22 protein-coding genes and 2 tRNA genes are annotated in these 18,853 nt (G+C 72.1%); 13 read left to right on the top strand and 11 right to left on the bottom strand.

Annotation, left to right across the window (positions count from 1 at the left end; translation table 11 throughout):
• Positions 1 to 19 precede the first annotated feature (19 nt).
• A complete protein-coding gene (locus IEY71_RS08855; protein WP_189084843.1) occupies positions 20 to 1,678 on the top strand; it encodes an FAD-binding dehydrogenase in 1,659 nt (552 codons plus the stop codon).
• 7 nt (positions 1,679 to 1,685) lie between these two features.
• Here IEY71_RS08855 and IEY71_RS08850 read toward each other — a convergent pair whose 3' ends face one another.
• Positions 1,686 to 2,366: a DUF8185 domain-containing protein gene (locus tag IEY71_RS08850; RefSeq protein ID WP_189084842.1), complete on the bottom strand. Its 681-nt coding sequence runs from the start codon at positions 2,364 to 2,366 to the stop codon at positions 1,686 to 1,688.
• Between the two features lie 90 nt (positions 2,367 to 2,456).
• Between IEY71_RS08850 and IEY71_RS08845 the strand changes: the two genes are divergently transcribed.
• The 3 genes from IEY71_RS08845 (at position 2,457) to IEY71_RS08835 (ending at position 4,478) form a co-directional block, all read left to right on the top strand.
• Positions 2,457 to 3,338: an acyl-CoA thioesterase gene (locus IEY71_RS08845; protein WP_229781600.1), complete on the top strand. Its 882-nt coding sequence runs from the start codon at positions 2,457 to 2,459 to the stop codon at positions 3,336 to 3,338.
• A gap of 168 nt (positions 3,339 to 3,506) precedes the next feature.
• On the top strand, positions 3,507 to 3,983 hold the full coding sequence (locus IEY71_RS08840) for a QcrA and Rieske domain-containing protein (RefSeq protein WP_189084841.1): 477 nt from the start codon (positions 3,507 to 3,509) through the stop codon (positions 3,981 to 3,983).
• 6 nt (positions 3,984 to 3,989) lie between these two features.
• Positions 3,990 to 4,478, top strand: coding sequence for a DUF2231 domain-containing protein (locus tag IEY71_RS08835; RefSeq protein ID WP_189084840.1), 489 nt, complete (start codon positions 3,990 to 3,992; stop codon positions 4,476 to 4,478).
• A 12-nt stretch (positions 4,479 to 4,490) separates the two neighbouring features.
• Here IEY71_RS08835 and IEY71_RS08830 read toward each other — a convergent pair whose 3' ends face one another.
• From IEY71_RS08830 to IEY71_RS08815, 4 genes are read right to left on the bottom strand one after another with little or no spacing between them, the layout of a single operon-like run.
• On the bottom strand, positions 4,491 to 4,970 hold the full coding sequence (locus tag IEY71_RS08830) for an acyl-CoA thioesterase (protein WP_189084839.1): 480 nt from the start codon (positions 4,968 to 4,970) through the stop codon (positions 4,491 to 4,493).
• A gap of 1 nt (position 4,971) precedes the next feature.
• Complete coding sequence (gene ettA / locus IEY71_RS08825) at positions 4,972 to 6,654, bottom strand: energy-dependent translational throttle protein EttA (protein ID WP_189084838.1); 1,683 nt, start codon at positions 6,652 to 6,654, stop codon at positions 4,972 to 4,974.
• Positions 6,655 to 6,659: 5 nt separating this feature from the next.
• On the bottom strand, positions 6,660 to 7,145 hold the full coding sequence (locus IEY71_RS08820; RefSeq protein WP_189084837.1) for a DUF6993 domain-containing protein: 486 nt from the start codon (positions 7,143 to 7,145) through the stop codon (positions 6,660 to 6,662).
• Between the two features lie 44 nt (positions 7,146 to 7,189).
• Positions 7,190 to 7,732 (bottom strand): single-stranded DNA-binding protein, encoded by a 543-nt coding sequence (locus IEY71_RS08815; RefSeq protein ID WP_189084836.1) that lies wholly within the window; start codon positions 7,730 to 7,732, stop codon positions 7,190 to 7,192.
• A 248-nt stretch (positions 7,733 to 7,980) separates the two neighbouring features.
• On the opposite strand from IEY71_RS08815, the gene IEY71_RS08810 reads away from it, so the two are divergent.
• The 3 genes from IEY71_RS08810 (at position 7,981) to IEY71_RS08800 (ending at position 10,078) form a co-directional block, all read left to right on the top strand.
• Positions 7,981 to 8,988, top strand: coding sequence for an aldo/keto reductase (locus tag IEY71_RS08810; RefSeq protein WP_189084835.1), 1,008 nt, complete (start codon positions 7,981 to 7,983; stop codon positions 8,986 to 8,988).
• A gap of 85 nt (positions 8,989 to 9,073) precedes the next feature.
• The gene (locus tag IEY71_RS08805) at positions 9,074 to 9,313 is read left to right on the top strand and encodes a hypothetical protein (protein WP_189084834.1); all 240 of its coding nucleotides are present in this window, start codon (positions 9,074 to 9,076) and stop codon (positions 9,311 to 9,313) included.
• An 81-nt stretch (positions 9,314 to 9,394) separates the two neighbouring features.
• Complete coding sequence (locus IEY71_RS08800; RefSeq protein ID WP_189084833.1) at positions 9,395 to 10,078, top strand: hypothetical protein; 684 nt, start codon at positions 9,395 to 9,397, stop codon at positions 10,076 to 10,078.
• Positions 10,079 to 10,193: 115 nt separating this feature from the next.
• On the opposite strand, the gene nadE is transcribed toward IEY71_RS08800, so the two are convergent.
• Positions 10,194 to 11,015: an NAD(+) synthase gene (gene nadE, locus IEY71_RS08795; protein WP_189084832.1), complete on the bottom strand. Its 822-nt coding sequence runs from the start codon at positions 11,013 to 11,015 to the stop codon at positions 10,194 to 10,196.
• Positions 11,016 to 11,139: 124 nt separating this feature from the next.
• Here nadE and IEY71_RS08790 point away from each other — a divergent pair, with 124 nt between their 5' ends.
• The 6 genes from IEY71_RS08790 to IEY71_RS08765 all read left to right on the top strand — a co-directional run bounded on the left by IEY71_RS08790 (position 11,140) and on the right by IEY71_RS08765 (position 14,971).
• Entirely contained in the window at positions 11,140 to 12,360 is a 1,221-nt protein-coding gene (locus tag IEY71_RS08790; RefSeq protein WP_189084831.1) for a cation:proton antiporter, read from the top strand.
• 40 nt (positions 12,361 to 12,400) lie between these two features.
• Positions 12,401 to 12,473: transfer RNA gene (locus tag IEY71_RS08785), tRNA-Arg, on the top strand.
• A 64-nt stretch (positions 12,474 to 12,537) separates the two neighbouring features.
• The gene (orn, locus tag IEY71_RS08780) at positions 12,538 to 13,161 is read left to right on the top strand and encodes an oligoribonuclease (protein WP_189084830.1); all 624 of its coding nucleotides are present in this window, start codon (positions 12,538 to 12,540) and stop codon (positions 13,159 to 13,161) included.
• A gap of 39 nt (positions 13,162 to 13,200) precedes the next feature.
• Positions 13,201 to 13,276 (top strand) — tRNA-His (locus tag IEY71_RS08775).
• A gap of 56 nt (positions 13,277 to 13,332) precedes the next feature.
• A complete protein-coding gene (locus IEY71_RS08770) occupies positions 13,333 to 13,680 on the top strand; it encodes a metallopeptidase family protein (protein ID WP_189084829.1) in 348 nt (115 codons plus the stop codon).
• Positions 13,681 to 13,735: 55 nt separating this feature from the next.
• A complete protein-coding gene (locus tag IEY71_RS08765) occupies positions 13,736 to 14,971 on the top strand; it encodes a D-alanyl-D-alanine carboxypeptidase family protein (RefSeq protein ID WP_189084828.1) in 1,236 nt (411 codons plus the stop codon).
• A gap of 36 nt (positions 14,972 to 15,007) precedes the next feature.
• Here IEY71_RS08765 and IEY71_RS08760 read toward each other — a convergent pair whose 3' ends face one another.
• The 5 genes from IEY71_RS08760 to IEY71_RS08740 are packed head-to-tail and all read right to left on the bottom strand — an operon-like array spanning position 15,008 to position 18,843.
• Positions 15,008 to 15,265 (bottom strand): hypothetical protein, encoded by a 258-nt coding sequence (locus IEY71_RS08760; protein ID WP_189084827.1) that lies wholly within the window; start codon positions 15,263 to 15,265, stop codon positions 15,008 to 15,010.
• Positions 15,266 to 15,312: 47 nt separating this feature from the next.
• Positions 15,313 to 15,855: a nucleoside/nucleotide kinase family protein gene (locus IEY71_RS08755; RefSeq protein ID WP_189084826.1), complete on the bottom strand. Its 543-nt coding sequence runs from the start codon at positions 15,853 to 15,855 to the stop codon at positions 15,313 to 15,315.
• 8 nt (positions 15,856 to 15,863) lie between these two features.
• Positions 15,864 to 16,721, bottom strand: coding sequence for an energy-coupling factor transporter transmembrane component T family protein (locus IEY71_RS08750; RefSeq protein WP_189084825.1), 858 nt, complete (start codon positions 16,719 to 16,721; stop codon positions 15,864 to 15,866).
• On the bottom strand, positions 16,718 to 18,208 hold the full coding sequence (locus IEY71_RS08745) for an ABC transporter ATP-binding protein (RefSeq protein WP_189084824.1): 1,491 nt from the start codon (positions 18,206 to 18,208) through the stop codon (positions 16,718 to 16,720). The genes IEY71_RS08750 and IEY71_RS08745 overlap by 4 nt, the downstream gene beginning before the upstream one ends.
• Entirely contained in the window at positions 18,205 to 18,843 is a 639-nt protein-coding gene (locus IEY71_RS08740) for an ECF transporter S component (protein ID WP_373292252.1), read from the bottom strand. The genes IEY71_RS08745 and IEY71_RS08740 overlap by 4 nt, the downstream gene beginning before the upstream one ends.
• Positions 18,844 to 18,853 lie beyond the last annotated feature (10 nt).

Below are 18,853 nucleotides of genomic sequence, written 5' to 3'. Positions count from 1 at the left end.
AAGCGACGAAGGAGTCCACGTGGCAGCATCCGACCGCACCCCCGACGCGATCATCGTCGGCGCCGGCCTCTCCGGCCTGGTCGCCGCCTCCGAGCTGGTCGATGCCGGCCGCCGCGTGCTGATCCTCGACCAGGAGCCCGCCGCGAGCCTCGGCGGGCAGGCGCACTGGTCCTTCGGCGGCCTCTTCCTCGTCGACTCCCCCGAGCAGCGGCGGATGGGCATCCGCGACTCGCTCGAGCTCGCGAGCGAGGACTGGGCCGGCACCGCAGGCTTCGACCGCGAGGAGGACGAGTGGGGTCGCCGCTGGGCCGAGGCCTACCTCGAGTTCGCCGCCGGCGAGAAGCGCGACTGGCTGCACGGCAAGGGCGTGCGCTTCTTCCCCGTGGTGGGCTGGGCGGAGCGCGGTGACGGCCGCGCGCTCGGGCACGGCAACTCGGTGCCCCGTTTCCACATCACCTGGGGCACCGGCCCGGGCGTGCTCGCCCCGTTCGTCGCCCGGGTGAAGGCCGGCGAGGCGGCCGGCCTCGTCGAGTTCCGGCACCGCCACCGGGTCGACGAGCTCATCGTCGAGGGCGGCGCCGTCGTCGGCGCGCGCGGTGCGGTCCTCGCCGACGACGACGCGGAACGCGGGGCGCCGAGCAATCGCGACGTGGTGGGCGAGTTCGAGGTCCGCGCCCCCGCGGTCGTCGTCGCCTGCGGCGGCATCGGCGGCAACCACGAGCTGGTCCGGCAGTTCTGGCCCGAGCGCCTCGGCACCCCGCCGGCCGAGCTGCTCTCCGGCGTGCCGGCCCACGTCGACGGGCGAATGCTGCAGATCACCGCCGACGCCGGGGCCCGGCTCGTGAACGGCGACCGCATGTGGCACTACGTCGAGGGCATCCAGAACTGGGATCCGATCTGGCCGCTGCACGGCATCCGCATCCTGCCCGGGCCCTCGTCGCTCTGGTTCGACGCGACGGGCTCGCGGCTGCCGGCGCCGCTCTTCCCCGGCTTCGACACGCTCGGCACGCTCGAGCACCTCGTCGCGACCGGCTACGGGCACTCCTGGTTCGTGCTCACCCAGAAGATCATCGAGAAGGAGTTCGCGCTGTCCGGCAGCGAGCAGAACCCCGATCTCACAGGCAAGGACCTGAAGCTGCTCGCCCAGCGGCTCGGCTCGGGCGCCCCGGCGCCCGTGGAGGCGTTCAAGGAGCACGGCGCCGACTTCATCGTCGCCGACACCCTCGACGAGCTCCTCGCCGAGATGGGTCGCCGCTCCCCTGACGTCGAGCTCGACACCGCCAACATCGCCCGCGAGGTCCTCGCGCACGACCGGGCGCTCGAGAACGACTTCGGCAAGGATGCGCAGCTCGCGGCGGTCCGGGGCGCGCGCGCCTCGCGCGGCGACAAGCTCATCCGCGTCGCCGCGCCGCACCGCTTCGTCGACCCCGCCAACGGTCCGCTCATCGCGGTGAAGCTGCACCTGCTGACGCGGAAGTCGCTCGGCGGCATCCAGACCGACCTGTCCTCGCGGGCGCTCGGCGCGGACGGCGAGCCCGTGCCCGGCCTCTACGCGGTCGGCGAGGCCGCCGGCTTCGGCGGGGGCGGCGTGCACGGCTACCGCGCGCTCGAGGGCACCTTCCTCGGCGGCTGCCTCTTCAGCGGGCGAGCCGCCGGGCGCGCGATCGCGGCGGGCTGAGCCGGGGTCAGCTCTTCAGCGACCAGGGACGCTGGCGCACGAGCACGTGGCCGCGTTTCGTCGAGAGCCTGGTCCACGGACCGGTCTCGAACATCGACACCTCGTCGTCGCCCAGGAAGCCGAGGCTGAACGTCGCGAACGCCGCACCCGCGGGGACGTACTCGAGCCCCTCGACCCCGCGCCCCCAGACCTCGGAGCGGACCCGCTGCACGAGCTGCTCGCCGGTGCCGTCCGGGATCGCCTCGGCGACCTCGTCGATGCCTGCGCGCGCGGCTCGTTCGAGCGTGGCGGCGTCGGTCGAGCCGATCGAGCGCCAGCCGCCGCGCGGCGGCGAGATGCCGGCCCAGGTCACCGTGCTTACCTCGTGCGGGCGGGACATGGTCACCGGCCGCGACGGGTCCTCGGGGTCGACGTCGGCCTTCGCCCGGGCGATGCGATCGGTGAGGGAGCGCAGCGGGACGACGATGTCGAAGTCCTCGGTCTCCTCGAGCCCGAACGTGCGCAGACCGAGCACGGTCGGCGTCTCGTCGAGGATGCCGCGGGGGTAGAGGATCGCGGAGTACACGGCGAGGATGCCGGAGCCGGCGATGAGCCGCACCGAGCCCTCGTCGACGCGAGCTGCCCGCTGCAGATACGTGTGCAGGTCGCCGAGCGACAGGCTGTCGGCGAGCGTGAAGTGCTGAACCATGTCCTGTCTAAACTACCAAGGGGCGGCGGCCGGACGTCCGCGCCGCGCGCTCGATCCGGAGCGCGCAGGAGCTTTTCGCTGGAGGCACGGGTGAACGGACCCATCGATGGACTGCTGAGCACGCTCCACCTGACGACCACGGGCGCGCGCACCACCGAGGACATCTTCACCGGTCCCTCGCAGTGGATGCCGCTCGGGCGCGTCTTCGGCGGGCAGGTGCTCGCCCAGTCGCTCATGGCGGCGATGCACACGGTCGAGCCCGAGCGGGTCATCCATTCGATGCACGGGTACTTCCTGCGCCCGGGCGACGTCGAGCACCCGATCACCTTCTCAGTGGACCGCCTGCACGACGGCCGGTCCTTCTCCACCAGGCGAACGCACGCCTTCCAGAACGGCGAGCCGATCCTCTCGCTCATCGCGTCATTCCAGACCCGCGACGACGGGCTCGAGCACCAGCTCGCGATGCCGAGCGATCTGCCGGACCCGGAGAGCCTGCCCTCCACCGCCGACGTGCTCGGCAAGGTCGACCACGACGTCGCCCGCTACTGGGCCAGCGAGCGGGCGTTCGACATGCGCCACGTCCCCTCCCCCATCTACCTCGAGGTCGAGGGCGAGCGGGTGCCGCGGCAGGCGGTCTGGATGCGCGCCTTCGGCCGGCTGCCCGACGACCCGAACCAGCACCGTGCGGCACTCGCCTACGCGAGCGACTACTCGATCCTCGAGCCCATCCTGCGCGCCCACGGCGTCGCCTGGACGACGCCCGGCCTGAAGATCGCGAGCCTCGACCACGCCATGTGGTGGCACCGCGACGCGCGCGTCGACGAGTGGCTGCTGTACACGCAGGAGTCGCCGTCGGCGGCAGGCGGGCGAGGGCTGTCGCTCGGCCGGATCTACACGCGAGACGGCGTGCTCGTCGCGAGCGTCGCCCAGGAGGGGATGGTCCGGGTGCCGAACCCGGGTTCCTTCGACTGATCCGGTGCTGCGGGCGGTGCGGATGCGGATGCGGGTGCCGGTGCCGGTGCCGGTGCAGACTGGGACGCGCCGGGAGCTGGACGCACGCTGAGCATTCCTCCGCCGGCCGTCGACTTGGGGCAGAATCGCCTCACCGGCCCGCCGAGGTCGGGGACGAGGAGGTCGCCGATGTCCGATGCCACTCGACTCAGCCGACGCGCGCTCATCGCGCTCGGCGGATCCGGCGGAGCGCTGGTGCTCGCCGCCTGCGCGACCGGCGGCGCACCGTCCGGCGACGCGGACGGAGGCTCCGACTCGACCACCGGCTCAGGCAGCGGGAGCGGGGGCGAGTCCGCTCCGGCCCTCGCGCCGGGCAGCGAGCTCGCCAAGCTCGCGGACGTCCCCGTCGGCGGCAGCGTCGCGGCGACGGTCGACGGGGAGGCGATCCTCCTCTCGCAACGCACCGCCGGGGCCGTGATGGCGTTCAGCGCCATCTGCACCCACCAGCAGTGCGTGGTCGCCGCGGCGGGTGCGGAGTTCGACTGCCCCTGCCACGGATCGAAGTTCGATGCTGCGACCGGCGACGTGCTGCAGGGACCCGCCTTGAAGCCGTTGACCGCGATCCCGGTGGAGGTCGACGGGGATCGCGTCGTCGTCTCCGGGTGACCCACGGTGGACTACGAGATTGCGGGACTGCCGCTGCACGTGCTGCTCGTGCACGCCGTCGTCGTGCTCACTCCGCTCTGCGCGCTGCTGCTCGTCGTGCTCGCGGCGTGGCCCCGCGCACGTCGGACGCTCTGGCTGCCGGCCCTGATCGGGACCGCACTGCTGCTGCCGCTCGGCCTCGTCACCATCGAGGCCGGAAAATGGCTGGAGGTGCGGGTTCCGCCCGCGCCCCTCATCCAGGACCACACCGCGCGGGGCGAGTCGATCGTGCCGTGGCTCGTCGGATCGCTCGTCGTCGCGGTGGCGGTGTCCGCCTGGGCGCTCCTCGAACGGCGGCCGAGGGGACGCGGGGCGAGCGTCGCCGCGTCCCTCGTGCTGATCGTCGCGAGCCTCGCCGTCGGAACCGGGACCGTCATCACGCTCGTCGCGATCGGCGAGTCCGGGAGCCGAGCCGTCTGGGAGGGCGGCTTCAGCGAGACTCCGCTGGAGCGGTGAGCCGCGACTCGCTCAGCCTCGCCGGAACGCGACCGGGGCTTCGAGGTACGGCTCCCAGGCCGCGCGCTCGTCGTCGGTGATGCGCCGAGGGCGCTCGCTCGCAGCGTCGACGAGCACGATCGTCGTCGAGGCTCGCGTGTAGAGCGTGCGCGGTTCGGCTCCGAGCGGCGAGTACACCTCGTAGCAGACGTCGAGGCTCGCCCCGCCCATGTGGCCGATCCAGAGCTCGATGTCGAGCGGGAGCCGCTGGTACGGGATCGGCGCGAGGTACTCGACCTCCTGCCTGGCGATGAGCGTGACCGTCGTCGCCCCGGGCGTCGCGTCGAGCACGGCCGTGGACGCGCCCACGGCGTGCTCGACGGAGCCGTCGTCGTTCACCCAGAACGCCTGGATGCGAGCCTCCTCGAGGAGGCTCAGCATCCGGGCGTTGTTGACGTGCCCGTACGCGTCCAGGTCGCTCCAGCGGAGCGGGGTCGGCACGTGCAGCCGCATGTCAGTCGCGGGTGAGCTTGCGGTAGGTGGAGCGGTGCGGCTTCGCGGCGTCGGCACCGAGGCGCTCGACCTTGTTCGCCTCGTACGCCTCGAAGTTGCCCTCGAACCAGTACCAGTTCGCGGGGTCCTCCTCGGTGCCCTCGTAGGCGAGGATGTGCGTCGCGATGCGGTCGAGGAACCACCGGTCGTGAGTGATCACCACGGCGCAGCCGGGGAACTCGAGCAGCGCGTTCTCGAGGCTCGAGAGGGTCTCGACGTCGAGGTCGTTCGTGGGCTCGTCGAGCAGGAGGAGGTTGCCGCCCTGCTTGAGGGTGAGCGCGAGGTTCAGGCGGTTGCGCTCACCGCCCGAGAGCACGCCCGCCGGCTTCTGCTGGTCGGGGCCCTTGAAGCCGAAGGTCGAGACGTAGGCCCGGCTCGGCACCTCGGTCTTGCCGACCTGGATGTAGTCGAGCCCGTCGGAGACGACCTCCCAGAGGGTCTTCTTCGGGTCGATGCCGCCACGGCTCTGATCGACGTAGGAGATCTTGACCGTGTCGCCGATCTTCAGGTCGCCGGCGTCGAGCGGCTCCAGGCCGACGATCGTCTTGAAGAGCGTGGTCTTGCCGACGCCGTTCGGGCCGATGATGCCCACGATGCCGTTGCGCGGCAGCGAGAAGCTCAGACCGTCGATCAGCTTGCGGTCGCCGAAGCCCTTCTGCAGGTTCTTGGCCTCGAGGACGATGTCGCCCAGACGCGGGCCCGGCGGGATCTGGATCTCCTCGAAGTCGAGCTTGCGCGTGCGCTCGGCCTCGGCCGCCATCTCCTCGTAGCGGGCGAGGCGCGCCTTCGACTTCGCCTGGCGCCCCTTCGCGTTGGAGCGGACCCAGTCGAGCTCCTCGCGCAGGCGCTTCTGGAGCTTCTGGTCCTTCTTGCCCTGCACCTCGAGGCGCTCGGCCTTCTTCTCGAGGTACGTCGAGTAGTTGCCCTCGTAGGGGTAGAGGCGACCGCGGTCGACCTCGCAGATCCACTCCGCGACGTGGTCGAGGAAGTACCGGTCGTGGGTGACGGCGAGCACAGCGCCGGGGTACTTGGCGAGGTGCTGCTCGAGCCACAGCACGCTCTCGGCGTCGAGGTGGTTGGTCGGCTCGTCGAGCAGCAGCAGGTCGGGCTTCTGCAGCAGCAGCTTGCAGAGCGCGACACGACGCTTCTCACCGCCGGAGAGCACCGACACCTGCTCGTCGCCCGGCGGGCATCGCAGTGCGTCCATCGCCTGCTCCAGCTGCGAGTCGAGGTCCCACGCGTCAGCCGCGTCGATCTCCTCCTGCAGCGTGCCCATCTCCGCCAGCAGGGCGTCGAAGTCCGCGTCGGGCTCGGCCATCAGGAGCGAGATCTCGTTGAAGCGGTCGATCTTGCCCTTGATCGGGCCGACGCCCTCCTGGACGTTCTCGAGCACCGTCTTCGATTCGTCGAGCTCGGGCTCCTGCATGAGGATGCCCACCGAGAAGCCGGGCGTGAGCCGGGCCTCGCCGTTGGAGGGCTGGTCGAGTCCGGCCATGATCTTCAGGATCGTGGACTTTCCCGCCCCGTTCGGGCCGACGACACCGATCTTCGCTCCTGGGAGGAACGCCATCGTCACGTCGTCGAGAATGACCTTGTCGCCGACCGCCTTGCGGGCGCGCACCATCGAGTAAATGTATTCAGCCATGTCGCCTACCAGTCTATGGGCCGGGTCTGTCCGATGAGGCATCCGCCGTCGCCGAGCACCGGGCGCACCGCTCCGTGGTAGCCGCCCGATTTCGGGCCGTACTGACCGACCAGGCAGGCGCCCTGGAACGCGACGGCGAACTGGATCGAGTCGGCGGGCTCGCCGAGCGTCGTCTGGTCGGCCGTCACCGACATCGCCGCTTTGTCGAACCCGGCCGCGACGAGGGCGTCGATGAAGTCGCGCCCGCCCGCGGCGGCATTCGCGGCGACGACGCCGGTGTTCACCTGATCGAAGAAGGGCAGGTTCTCGTCGGCCGAGGCGTCGGGCTGCAGCACGAGTGGCTCGACCGCGGTCGGCGGGGTGCTCGCGTCAGGGCTCGGCCGTGCGCTGTCGCTCGGGCTCGGGGCGCCCCCGAAGCATCCGGCCAGGAGGACCGCGGTCGCGAACGTCAGCGCCGCTGCACCCGTCACCTGACTCGCTCGCCGTCGCATCGCTCGCTCCTCGCTCGGGGCGGCGATCGCCGCACCCCACGAGTCTAGGTGCTCGGGCCGGCGAGGGCCTGGAAGGCCTCGTCGAACGCCGCGTCGAGCTCCCCCTCCTCGAGCTCCTCGAGCTGCTCGGTGCGCGAGTCGCGTGCCTCAGACGCGAATCCGACCGCGTCGGCCTCGCGGTCCTCGCGCACCGTCTCGCCGTTCTGCCGGGCGCCGTCGTTCGGCCCGGGCTGGATGCGCCGGGGGCGGGTCATCGCCCAGTTCAGGTCGTGGCCGATCGCCTCGGCATCGATCTCCGCTGTGGTGCCCTGCCGTTCCGCGGTCTGCCAGGCCCGGATGCGCAGCCGTCCGGTGACGACGACGTGCTCGCCCTTGCGCACCGAGAAGCCGACGTGATCGGCCAACCGCCGGAAGGCCGACACGGTGTACCAGTTGGTCTCGCCGTCGTGCCACTCGCCCCGCTCGCGATCGAACACGCGTCGCGACGACGCGAGCCGGAACGACACGATCGGCACCCCCTTCGCCGTCACATAGGTTCGCGGGTCGCTGCCGACGATCCCGGTCACGGCGATGTTGTCCTCGTTCATGGTCTCCTCGCTCTCCGGGCGCCGCCAGCCGGCGCCCTGGCGGCATCCGGGGCGCTCGTGCCGGGATCGCCCCGGATGCCGCGTGCGATTCAGCCTGCTCGGGACCGCGCGCTCTGAGGGCCCCAGAGCCTGCTTCTGTGGAGAGTCTCCGATTGGCGCGCGCCGTTGGGGACGAGCGTCGCGAACCGGGCGATGCGATCGAGATCCCGGTGTCCCCCGTCGCCGCTCGGATCGGCCAGGATGAGGGCATGACCCACATCGCCGGCTCCGCGCGCTACGACCGCATGCCCTACCGCCGCGTGGGGCGGAGCGGGCTCCGCCTGCCGTCGCTCTCGCTCGGGCTCTGGCACAACTTCGGCGACGCGCGGCCGCTCGATCGGCAGCGCGCGATCGTGCACCGCGCCTTCGACCTCGGCATCACGCACTTCGACCTCGCCAACAACTACGGGCCGCCGCCCGGCTCGGCGGAGACGAACTTCGGCCGGATCCTCACCACCGGGCTCGGCCGGTACCGCGACGAGCTCATCGTCTCGAGCAAGGCGGGCTACGACATGTGGCCGGGACCGTACGGCGAGTGGGGCTCCCGCAAGCACGTGCTCGCCTCGCTCGACCAGAGCCTCGCTCGACTCGGACTCGACTACGTCGACGTGTTCTACTCGCACCGCCCGGACCCCGACACCCCGATCGAGGAGACGATGGGCGCCCTCGCCACGGCGGTCCGCCGGGGCAAGGCGCTGTACGTCGGCGTCTCCAACTACTCGCCGGAGGAGACCGCGCGTGCCGCCGAGGCGCTCGCCGCGGAGGGCGTGCCGCTCACCCTGCACCAGCCGAGCTACTCCATGTTCGACCGCCACATCGAGCGCGGCTTCCTGCCCGTGCTCGACGAGGTGGGCGCCTCGGCGATCGTCTACTCGCCGCTCGCGCAGGGGCTCCTCACCGACCGCTACCTCGACGGGGCGATCCCCGCGGACTCACGCGCGGCGACGAGCCGCTTCCTGAGCGCGGAGCGAATCGGCGAGACGTACCTCGAGCGCGCCCGCGCCCTGAACGGGATCGCGCAGCGCCGCGGGCAGACGCTCGCCCAGCTCGCCCTCAGCTGGGTGCTGCGGCAGCCGCAGGTCGCGAGCGCCATCATCGGCGCGTCGAGCGTGCAGCAACTCGAGCAGAACGTCGCGGCGCTCGACGCACCGGCGCTGGACGAGGCGGAGATCGCGGCCATCGAACCGCTCGCCGTCGACGGCACCGCGCGGGACTGAGACAGTTCCGTCCGGATGTCGGTGGTCGCCCGTACCTTCGAAGCAGACGCAGGGCCGGCTGCACGAAGAGAGGAGCGACATGTCCATGACCATCTCCATCCGTGAGCCGTTCCCCGACCGCATCCCCGGTCTGAACTTCGCCGCGGCCGCACCCGATCTGTGGCGGGTCGCGGCGAGCGACGGCGCGCTGCTCGGCCACATCCGCCGCCGCGAGATCGGCGGCGTCGAACGCTTCAGCTCGCGGCGGGTGCTCCCGGGCGGGCGGCAGGGCATCGATCTCGGCGAGTTCTGGTCACCCCGCGACGCGGCCGAGGTCTTCCGCTGATTCGGCAGCAGAGCGTGGCGGCTTCATGGCACGCCGCGCGCACGTGCGAGCGCACGCCGGAGCGCCGGTTACGCTGCGCTCATGCAGTGGTGGACTGATCTCATCTCCTGGCTCGACTCGAGCGCTTCGCGGCCCGCGGTCTTCTCGGCCGTCGTGCTCTTCTTCGCGGTGCTCGCCGCCGGTCTGCTCGCGGCGTGGATCGCCAGCGGAGCGGTCAAGCGAGTGGTCGCCCAACGCGACCGCGAGCTCAAGACGGCCGCGATCGCCGCGCTCGTCGATGCGGCGACCGAGGCATCCGTCTGGAACTCCCTGACTCCGCAGGAGCAGGTGCTGGCCGACCGCGCGGTCGGGCAGGCGGACATTCTCGTCCGGACCCTTCCGATCCGCGGTGCCGATGTCGCCGCGAACTGGTCGGCGCACCAGCTGCACGAGCTCAAGCGCGCCTCCGCGACGTTCGGGTACCAGCTCGACCCCGCGGTGGCCGAGTTCCGCGACCGCCTGCTCGAATGGCAGCGCCGTCCTTCACGCACCAAGCGCCAGTTCCAGAACGATCTCGAGCGGTGGCGTTCGCAGCGCCAGGCGCCGGAGCAGTCGGTCATGGACGAGCAGGACGCCTGGGTCGCGACGCAGCATCACGAGCGGTTCCGCGACAGTGACGCGGTGGCGGACGCCCGCACCGTTCCCGTGGCGACCGCGGCTCAGTCGTCGTCCGTACCGGAGTCCGCTGCCACGACTCCCCTCGCCCCCAGCGACTCGGCGCGCTGAGCGCGCCCACTCGGCGGCGGCCGCGTGCCGCAAACCACCACGGAAGAAGCCCCGTCGGACCGAACCGGTCCGACGGGGCTTCCTCATTCTGCGCTCGAGTCGCCCGGCGCAGCGGCTACCGCCACCAGTCGTCGAACTTCGACGCCGGGGTCTCGCGCTTGTGCCGGGTCTGCAGATAGCGGGCCTCGATGCGCTCGGCGACCGCGTCATCGACCTCCCCACCCTCGAGGTACTCGTCGAGATCGCGGTAGCTCAGCCCGAGATTCGCCTCGTCGGACTGGCCCGGGTCGTCGTCGAGGAGATCCGCCGTGGGAATCTTCAGGTAGAGCCGCTCGGGCGCCTCGAGCACCTCGAGCAGCGAGCGCCCCTGGCGCTTGGTGAGGCCGGTGAGCGGAAGCAGATCCGCACCGCCGTCCCCGAACTTCGTGAAGAAGCCGGTGACCGCTTCGGCGGCATGGTCGGTGCCGACGACCAGCATCCGGCGCTCGCCCGCGATCGCGTACTGCGCGATCATGCGCATCCGGGCCTTCACATTGCCCTTGCCGAAGTCGCTCAACTCGGTGCCGAGCGCATCGGCGTACTCCTCGTCGACGCCGTCGACGCCACGACCGATGTCGAAGACGACCCGCTCGTCGGGGCGGATGAAGTCCAGCGCGAGCTGCGCGTCGGCCTCGTCGTGCTGCACGCGATAGGGCAGGCGCACGGCGACGAAGCTCGCCTCGAGCCCGTCCGCCCGCAGGCCCTCGACTGCGAGCTGGCAGAGCCGGCCGGCGAGCGAGGAGTCCTGCCCGCCGCTGATGCCGAGCACCAGGCCGGCAGCCCCCGTTCGGCGCAGGTAGTCCTGCAGGAACCGCACCCGTTCCGCGACCTCCTCGGCTGCGTCGATCCGGGGGCGGACATGGAGTTCCTCGATGATCGTGGCCTGCATCGCTCGCATGCCTCGACCCTAGCGCTCGCGTGTTTCGGCCGTGCTACGCGGCCGCGCGCTACGCTCGGCGACAGCGCAGCGCCCGCGGCATCGGATACGCCGGTCCCGGGCGATCGGCGCCGGAGGGGGAACCATGGATGTTTCGATCGGCACGCTCGTGCTCTTCCCGGCCGTCGCGGTCGCCGCGCCGCTGCTCGTCCGCGGCGTCGGCAGGCTCGTCGCGATCCCGCTCGTGGTCTTCGAGATCGTGCTCGGCCTCGTGCTCGGCCCCTCGCTGCTCGGCTGGATCCGGCCCGACGACTTCACGGGCATGCTCGCCGACTTCGGCCTCGCCATGCTGTTCTTCCTGGCCGGCAACGAGATCGACCTGCGCACGATCCGGGGCCGGCCGCTGCGCCGCGCGACCATCGGCTGGATCGTGTCGCTCTGCGCCGGCGTCGGCATCGCCGCCCTCCTCGCCCCGTCCCTGCCAGCCGCCGCATTCATCGGCATCGCGCTCACCTCGACCGCGCTCGGCACGATCATGCCGGTGCTCCGCGACGCCGGCGAGCTGCGCACTCCCTTCGGCATCGGCGTTCTCGCGATCGGCGCCGTCGGCGAGTTCGGCCCGCTCATCGCGATCTCGCTCTTCCTCAGCGGGCGCGCGCCCGGCGTCGCGACCCTCGTCCTGCTCGCGTTCGCGGTGATCACGGGTCTCGCGATCTGGGCCGCCGCGAGCGGCGCCGGTCGTCGCCTGCACCGAGTCATCACCGCGACGCTGCGCACGAGCGGACAGTTTGCGGTGCGACTCGTGCTGCTCATCCTCGCCGCCCTCGTCGCGCTCAGCACGGTGCTCGACCTCGACATGCTGCTCGGCGCGTTCGCGGCGGGTGTGCTGTACCGATTGCTGCTGAACGGCGCACCCGAGCCGGACACGGAGCTCATCGAGCGCAAGCTGGAAGCGATCGGCTACGGCTTCCTCGTGCCGATCTTCTTCATCAACACGGGCGTGACCTTCGACCTCGCCGGCCTCACCTCGGACCCGCGGAACCTGCTCCTGCTCCCCATCTTCGTGCTGCTCCTGCTCGTCGTGCGAGGCGTCCCCTCCATGCTCGCCGCCCCGCAGGGAAGCGACTGGCGGGACCGCGGCGCGACCCTGCTCTTCGGCGCGACCGGCCTGCCGATCATCGTCGCGGTGACCGCGATCGGCGTCGATCGCGGCGAACTGCCGAGCGGCACGGCGGCGGCGCTCGTCGGCGCCGGCATGCTCTCGGTGCTCGTGTTCCCGCTCGTCGCGCTCTCGCTCAGGCGTCGCGCGGCGGACGCCCCGAGCGCTCCCAGCCCCGACCGCCTCGACGTGCCGACGGAGGGGTGAGGCTCCGGGCTCGCTATGCTGTCTTCGGCGGTCGTGCCGGCCCCCCGTAGCTCAGTGGACAGAGCAGGTGGCTTCTACCCACTTGGTCGGGAGTTCGAATCTCTCCGGGGGGACGCCGGCGCACCGCCTCCGGAGACCGCTCCCGGCCGCCGCCCCGCTCGCCGGTAGACTCGCCGCATGGCAAGCGCGAGCGACCGACTGGTCTGGATCGACTGCGAGATGACCGGACTCGACCTCGAGGTCGACGAACTGGTCGAGATCGCCGTCGTCATCACCGATTACGAGCTGAACCCCGTCGACGACGGCATCAGCATCGTCATCAAGCCCGATGCGAGCGCGCTCGAGCACATGAACGACTTCGTGCGCGCGATGCACACGGAGTCCGGCCTCATCGACGAGATCCCGAGCGGCGTCTCGCTCGCCGACGCCGAGTACCAGGTGCTCGAGTACGTGCTCCAGCACGTCCCCGAGGAGCAGAAGGCGCCCCTCGCCGGCAACTCGATCGGCACCGACCGCGCCTTCCTGACGAAGTTCATGCCCCGGCTCGACGCCCACCTGCACTACCGCAACGTCGATGTCTCCTCGATCAAGGAGCTGGCGAAGCGCTGGTTCCCGCGCGCGTACTTCAACGCGCCGGCGAAGCACGGCGGGCACCGTGCCCTCGCCGACATCCTCGAGTCGATCCTCGAGCTGCGCTACTACCGTCGCGCCGTCTTCGTCGCCGACCCCGGTCCCACCAGCCAGGAGTTGCAGGCGATCTCGGCCGCCGTAGTGGACGAGTTCACGCCCGACGTGGTGTAAGCTCGTGGAGTTGCCTCCCGCGTTCTGCGGTGGCGCATGGTGGGTATAGCTCAGTTGGTAGAGCGCCTGGTTGTGGTCCAGGAGGTCGCGGGTTCAAGCCCCGTTACTCACCCCATCCGATGGCCCCGACACCGCGTCGGGGCCATCGCTGCATCCGGGTGAGGAGCACGCATGGAACTCGACGCCGAGGCCTTCGAACGCATCGTGGTCGACGAGCTCGACCAACTGCCCGACGACATGGTCGACGGGCTCGAGAACGTCGTGTTCGTCGTCGAGGATCGGCCCGAGGACGGATCGCTCGACCTGCTCGGCCTCTACGACGGCACGGCGCTCACCGACCGCGACCGCTACGGCTTCGGCGAGATGCCCGATCGGATCATCCTCTACCGCGAACCGCTGCTGGCGATCTGCGACGACGAGGAGACCCTGCGCGACGAGATCCACGTCACGCTCGTGCACGAGATCGCGCACTTCTACGGCATCGACGACGAGCGACTGCACGAGCTCGGCTGGGCCTGAGCGACGCCCGGCGCCGTCGAGCGGAGTCGCAGGCGCACGCCGGTAGCCTGGTGCCATGAGTTTCTCGCCCGGCCGCACGATCGGCATCGTCGCCGGAGCGATCGCGATCCTCGGCGTCGGCGTCTACGCTCCGGCCATGCTGCTCGGGCCGCTGCCCGAGGTGCAGGTGGTCGCCGCTGCTCCGCCCGCGGTCCAGTCGCCGTCGTCGCTCGCACTCCCCGGCGATGGGGCGAGCGCGGTCGCGCGCGTGGCGGAGGAGCCGGTCGTGCTGGCGACCGCGGGCGACCCCGCGCCGCTGCCGATCGGCGCCGCCGCGAAACTCGTGACGGTGCTCGTGACGAGCGAGGCGCTGCCGTTCCCCGCCGACAGGGCCGGCGCGGAGCTGACCATCGGACCGCAGGACTACAGCGAGTACCTGCAGGCCGAGAAGGACGGCACCCGCACGCTCCCCGTCTCCCCCGGCGATCGCTGGTCGCAGCGCGACGTGACCCGGGCCGTCCTCCTCGCGAGCAGCAACAATCACGCGGACACGCTCGCCCGGTGGGCGTTCGGCAGCGTCGATGCCTACGTGGAGCGCGCGAACGGATGGCTCGAGGAGCACGGCTTCGAGACGCTCCGCGTCGCCGATGCGACGGGACTCTCAGGCGGCAGCGTCGGCACCGCCGAAGACGTCGCCCGACTCGCGGCGCTGGCACTCGCGCAGCCGACCATCGCCTCGATCGTCGACGGCACGACCCTGCCGGGCGAGCGCGACATCCCCCTGACGGTCGACCACGCCGGCGACGACGGGGTGGACGCGATCGTCCGCGGCTACACCGACCAGGCCGGCCTCGTCTTCGTGGGCCGTGCGCCGCTCGGGGCTGCCGACGATGCGGAGGACGCGGTGGTCGCCTTCGTGCGGATGCCCGACTACGAGACGCTGGACCCGGCGATCGCGGGCTTCGTGCAGAGCGTTCCCGCGGCCTCGGCCGCGGTGCCGGTCATCACCGAGGGCGGCCGCTACGGCGAGGCCAGGGCGCCCTGGGGCGAGCGCTCCGCCCTGCTGGCCGCGGGGACGCGGGAGGCCGGCGCGTGGGGCGCGGCCCCCGGCGACCCCGAGCTCGTGGTCGAGCCGTTCTCGACCGCTGCTGCGGATCGGATCGTCGGCGAGGTGCGCGTGCCGGTCGCCGGCGAGACGCTGTCGACCGGGGTGCGGCTCGAGACGGCCATCGGCGATCCCGGCCCGATGTGGCGGCTGCTGAACCCCGGCGCCATCATCGGCGCGTTCATCGAGGGCCAGCAGGCCCGCTGAGTCCGCGCGGAGGCCGTCGACGCCGCGCCGCTCGGCTCAGTCGTTCTCCTCGTCGGCCTCGACGGGGTCGGAATCGCTCGGGTCGAATCGGAATCGTGCCCGGAGCTCCCCGGCCACCTCACGCTCGTCGATGCGGTCGTACCAGAACAGGGACTCGAGGCCGTCGACCGCAGCCACCATGCCGATCCGGGCCTCCGACCCGTCGCCCACGAGGGCGCGACGGTCGAACTCGCCTTCCAGAGGGCCGTCGACGAACTCGGCGAGGTATTCGGCGGGTGCGCTGTCTGCAGTCATGGCACTACCGTAGCCCCGGTGCCGCGTCCGCGGGAGAGCGCGCGCCATCAGGCGCGGATGACGAGGTCGGGAACGACCCCGCCCCGCCCGCGCGAGAGGTGGCGCCGCCACTGGGTCTCCCACAGCTCCCAGTACGGGTCGAAGGCGCCCTCGTCGCGCCGGAGCGCGCGGCCGCGCCGTTCGCCGAGCGGCGCAGCGGCCAGGATGCGCACCGCCCCGGGCTGGTCGGCGACCGCGGCGAAGGCGCCGCACCCCTCGATGAGGAGCGGGCGACCCGGACGGAAGCTGCGCCCGTCGACGACGCGCGAACGCGACCAGTCCCACCCGCGGACCCGGCCGACCCGCCCGGCCTGGATCGCCGGCACGAGGTGGCGACGAAGCTCCTCGGCGCCCTCGTCGAGCCCCTCCCACCCGCGGTACACCTCGTCGAGGTGGACGAGCACCGGACGGCGACACCACTCGGCCGCCACGGACTCGGCGAGCGTCGTCTTCCCCGCACCGCTCGGCCCGTCGATCGCCACGAGGGACGGCCGACGGCGCCGGAGCAGCTCGTGGACGCGGGCGAGCGCCGCCGCGCTGGGCGCGGGCATCGCCGCGCTCACGACCACACCGGGTGGAAGGTGCCGGCGAGGATCGCACCGCCGATCGCGCACGCGGCCACCGCGAGGGCGATGGCGAGAAGCACGGCATCGGCCGCGCCGACCGTCGATGGGCGGGCCCAGCTCCGCGCGGTCCGCGCGCCGAACCCCCGAGCCTCCATCGCCGTCGCGAGCTTCGAACCGCGCCGGATGGCGAGGACCAGGAGCGCGAACGCCATCGTCGCGAAGCGCCGCACGGCGCCGTGATCGCCGATGCCACGGGCGCGCCGCGACATCGCCATCGCCCGCCAGTCGTCGAGGAACAGCCCGATGAGGCGCGCTCCGGCAAGCGCGCCGAGGACGAACCTCGACGGCAGCCGCCACACCTGGGCCAAGCCGTCGGCGAGCTCGGTCGGGTCGACGTCGAGGAAGAGCAGCACCGCGGGCAGACCGATGGCGAGGACGCGCAGCGTGACGGCGATCGCGAGCTCGATCGAGCCGTCGGTGATTCGCGCGAGCCAGAAGCTCCAGTACTCGGTGCCCGCCGGACGCCCGTAGAGCAGCATGGACACGCCGGCGAGCGGCGCCGCCACGAGGATCGGCCAGCAGCGTCGCAACATGGCCGACGGCCGCACCCCGGCGGCCAGGAAGAGCGCGAGCTGCAGCACGAGGGCGATCGCGGCGCTCAGCCAGTCGATCGTGAAGAGCAGCGGCGTCGTCACGAGGATCGCGGCGGCGAGCCTCGTGACGGGATTCACCCGGGGCAGGAACCGCAGGCGGGGGCGCCGCGAGGCATCCGTCCCCTCCTCGGAAGGGCTGATCGGCGGCCGGCCGACGATCGTCGTGACCGGCTGGGCACGCCCGACCCGGCCCGTCATGCCGCCCTGCCTGCTGCCAGAGCATCGGCGCCGAGGGCGTACCTGACGTCGCCGAGCGCCTCGCGGTACGCCGAGTCGTGCGTCACCGAGAGCACGGCGACGCCGTCGTCGGTGAGCTCACGCACGAGCCGGACGAGCTCGATCCAGGTCAGCCGGTCCTGGCCGAACGTGGGCTCGTCGAGGATCACGACGCCGGGGCGGGCGACGAGGACGGAGGCGACCGTGAGCCGGCGCTGCTCGCCGCCGGAGAGCGTGAACGGGTTCGCCTCGGCGAGATGGTCGAGCCGGAGGCGCTCGAGCACCGGATCGATGCGCGCCGCCGAGTCCTTCGCGCCGAGCGCATGGAGCGCGACACCGAGCTCGGCCCGCACCGTCCGGGCGACGAATTGATGCTCCGGCTCCTGGAACACGGTGCCGATCCGACTCAGCAGCTCGCGGGAGCGCCAGCGCGCCGGATCGGCGCCGAGCCCCCTCGCGAGGGAAGGCGCCGCGGCGACCCGGCCGGCGAGCGGCCGGATCAGGCCGCCCATCGTCAGTGCGAGCGTCGACTTGCCCGCCCCGTTCGGCCCGGTGAGCACGGTCGAGGCGCCGGCCGGGACGGCGAGCTCGATTTCGGCGAGCAGGGGCCGACCGGCGGAGCGGCCGATGGTCAGCTCGTGCCCGAGCAGCAGCGGATCGTCGTCCGGCATCGCGACGGCGCGCGCCGAACCGACTTCGAGCGGCTCGCCGGGCACCCAGACGCCGGCCGCGAGCAGTTCGCTGCGCGCGGACACCAGCACCTCGGCCGGCCGGCCGTCGGCGATCACCCGGCCGTCGCGACCGAGGACCACCATCCGCTCGACGAGCCGGTGCCAGACGTCGACGCGGTGCTCGACGACGACGAGGGTCGCCCCCGTGCGATCGAGCACGCGGGATACGGCGTCGCGGACCTCGGCGACCCCGGCCGGATCGAGGTTCGCCGTCGGCTCGTCGAGGAGGAGCAGGCCGGGCTGCATCGCGATCGCCCCCGCGAGGGCGAGCCGCTGCTTCTGCCCGCCGGAGAGCCGGCTCGTCGGATGATCCAGCGGCAGCTGCAGGCCGACCGCATCCAGCGCGTCCCGGACGCGGGCCCAGATCTCCGACCGCTCGACGCCCAGGTTCTCGCAGCCGAATGCGACATCGTCGCCGAGCCTCGAGAGCACCACCTGCGAGTCAGGGTCCTGCAGCACGAGGCCCGACCGTCCGCGTCGATCGGCCGGGTGGAGGCCGTCGATGAGCAGTTCGCCGACCGACTCGCCCTCCTCTGCCCCGCCGTTCACGCCGGCAAGGGCGTGGAGCACCGTCGACTTGCCGCTGCCCGAAGGTCCGACGAGCAGCACCCGCTCCCCCGGCGCGATGCTGAGGTCGAGCCCGTCGATCGCCCAGCGACGGCGGCCGGCGTGCCGCCAGCCCCAGCCGCGGGCCTCGACGCCCGCGGGCGCTACGCGCCCGCTCACCGTGCCGCTCATACCCGCTGGGTCACGTCCTGTCCGGCGGCGAAGCGGCTGAGCGCCCCCGTCGCGGCCAGCGCGCGCACGATGATCCAGCCGAGGACACCGGCGAGCACCGCGCCGGAGATCACGATCGTGGTGAAGTACAGGCCGAGGAACTCGGGCGACTTCTGGAGGTTGCCGGAGGTGAAGAGCTCGAGCAGCCAGGCCGCGGCGCCGGCGGCCGCGCCCGCGAGGATCGCGGGCACGAGGCCGAAGCGGCGGTAGGCGAAGAGCGCGAAGACCAGCTCGGCGCCGAGGCCCTGCGCGATGCCCGAGTAGAGCGTCTCGATGCCCCACTGGTTTCCCACGAGGGCGGAGACGACGGCTGCGAGGAGCTCGACGAACAGCGCCGCACCGGGCTTGCGGATGATGAGCCCGCCGAGGACGCCGCCGATGAGCCAGATGCCGACGGCGATGCCGCCGAGGCCGGGGGTGAGGGCGTCGGCTGCGGAGAACCAGGCGTAGCCGAGGTTGTTCCAGAGCAGGAAGAGGAGGCCCGTCGCGACGCCGATGACGGCGGCGACGACGATGTCGACGACCCGCCAGCGCAGGTCGCGGGCCCGCTTGGCGGGCCGCTCGATGGTGGACTGCTGGTTCGCGTTCGCGTGCACTGTACGTGCC

Source organism: Agromyces mediolanus (assembly GCF_014648575.1).
In the GTDB taxonomy this organism is placed as follows: domain Bacteria; phylum Actinomycetota; class Actinomycetes; order Actinomycetales; family Microbacteriaceae; genus Agromyces; species Agromyces mediolanus.
This window is presented reverse-complemented; position numbering and strand designations above follow the sequence as displayed.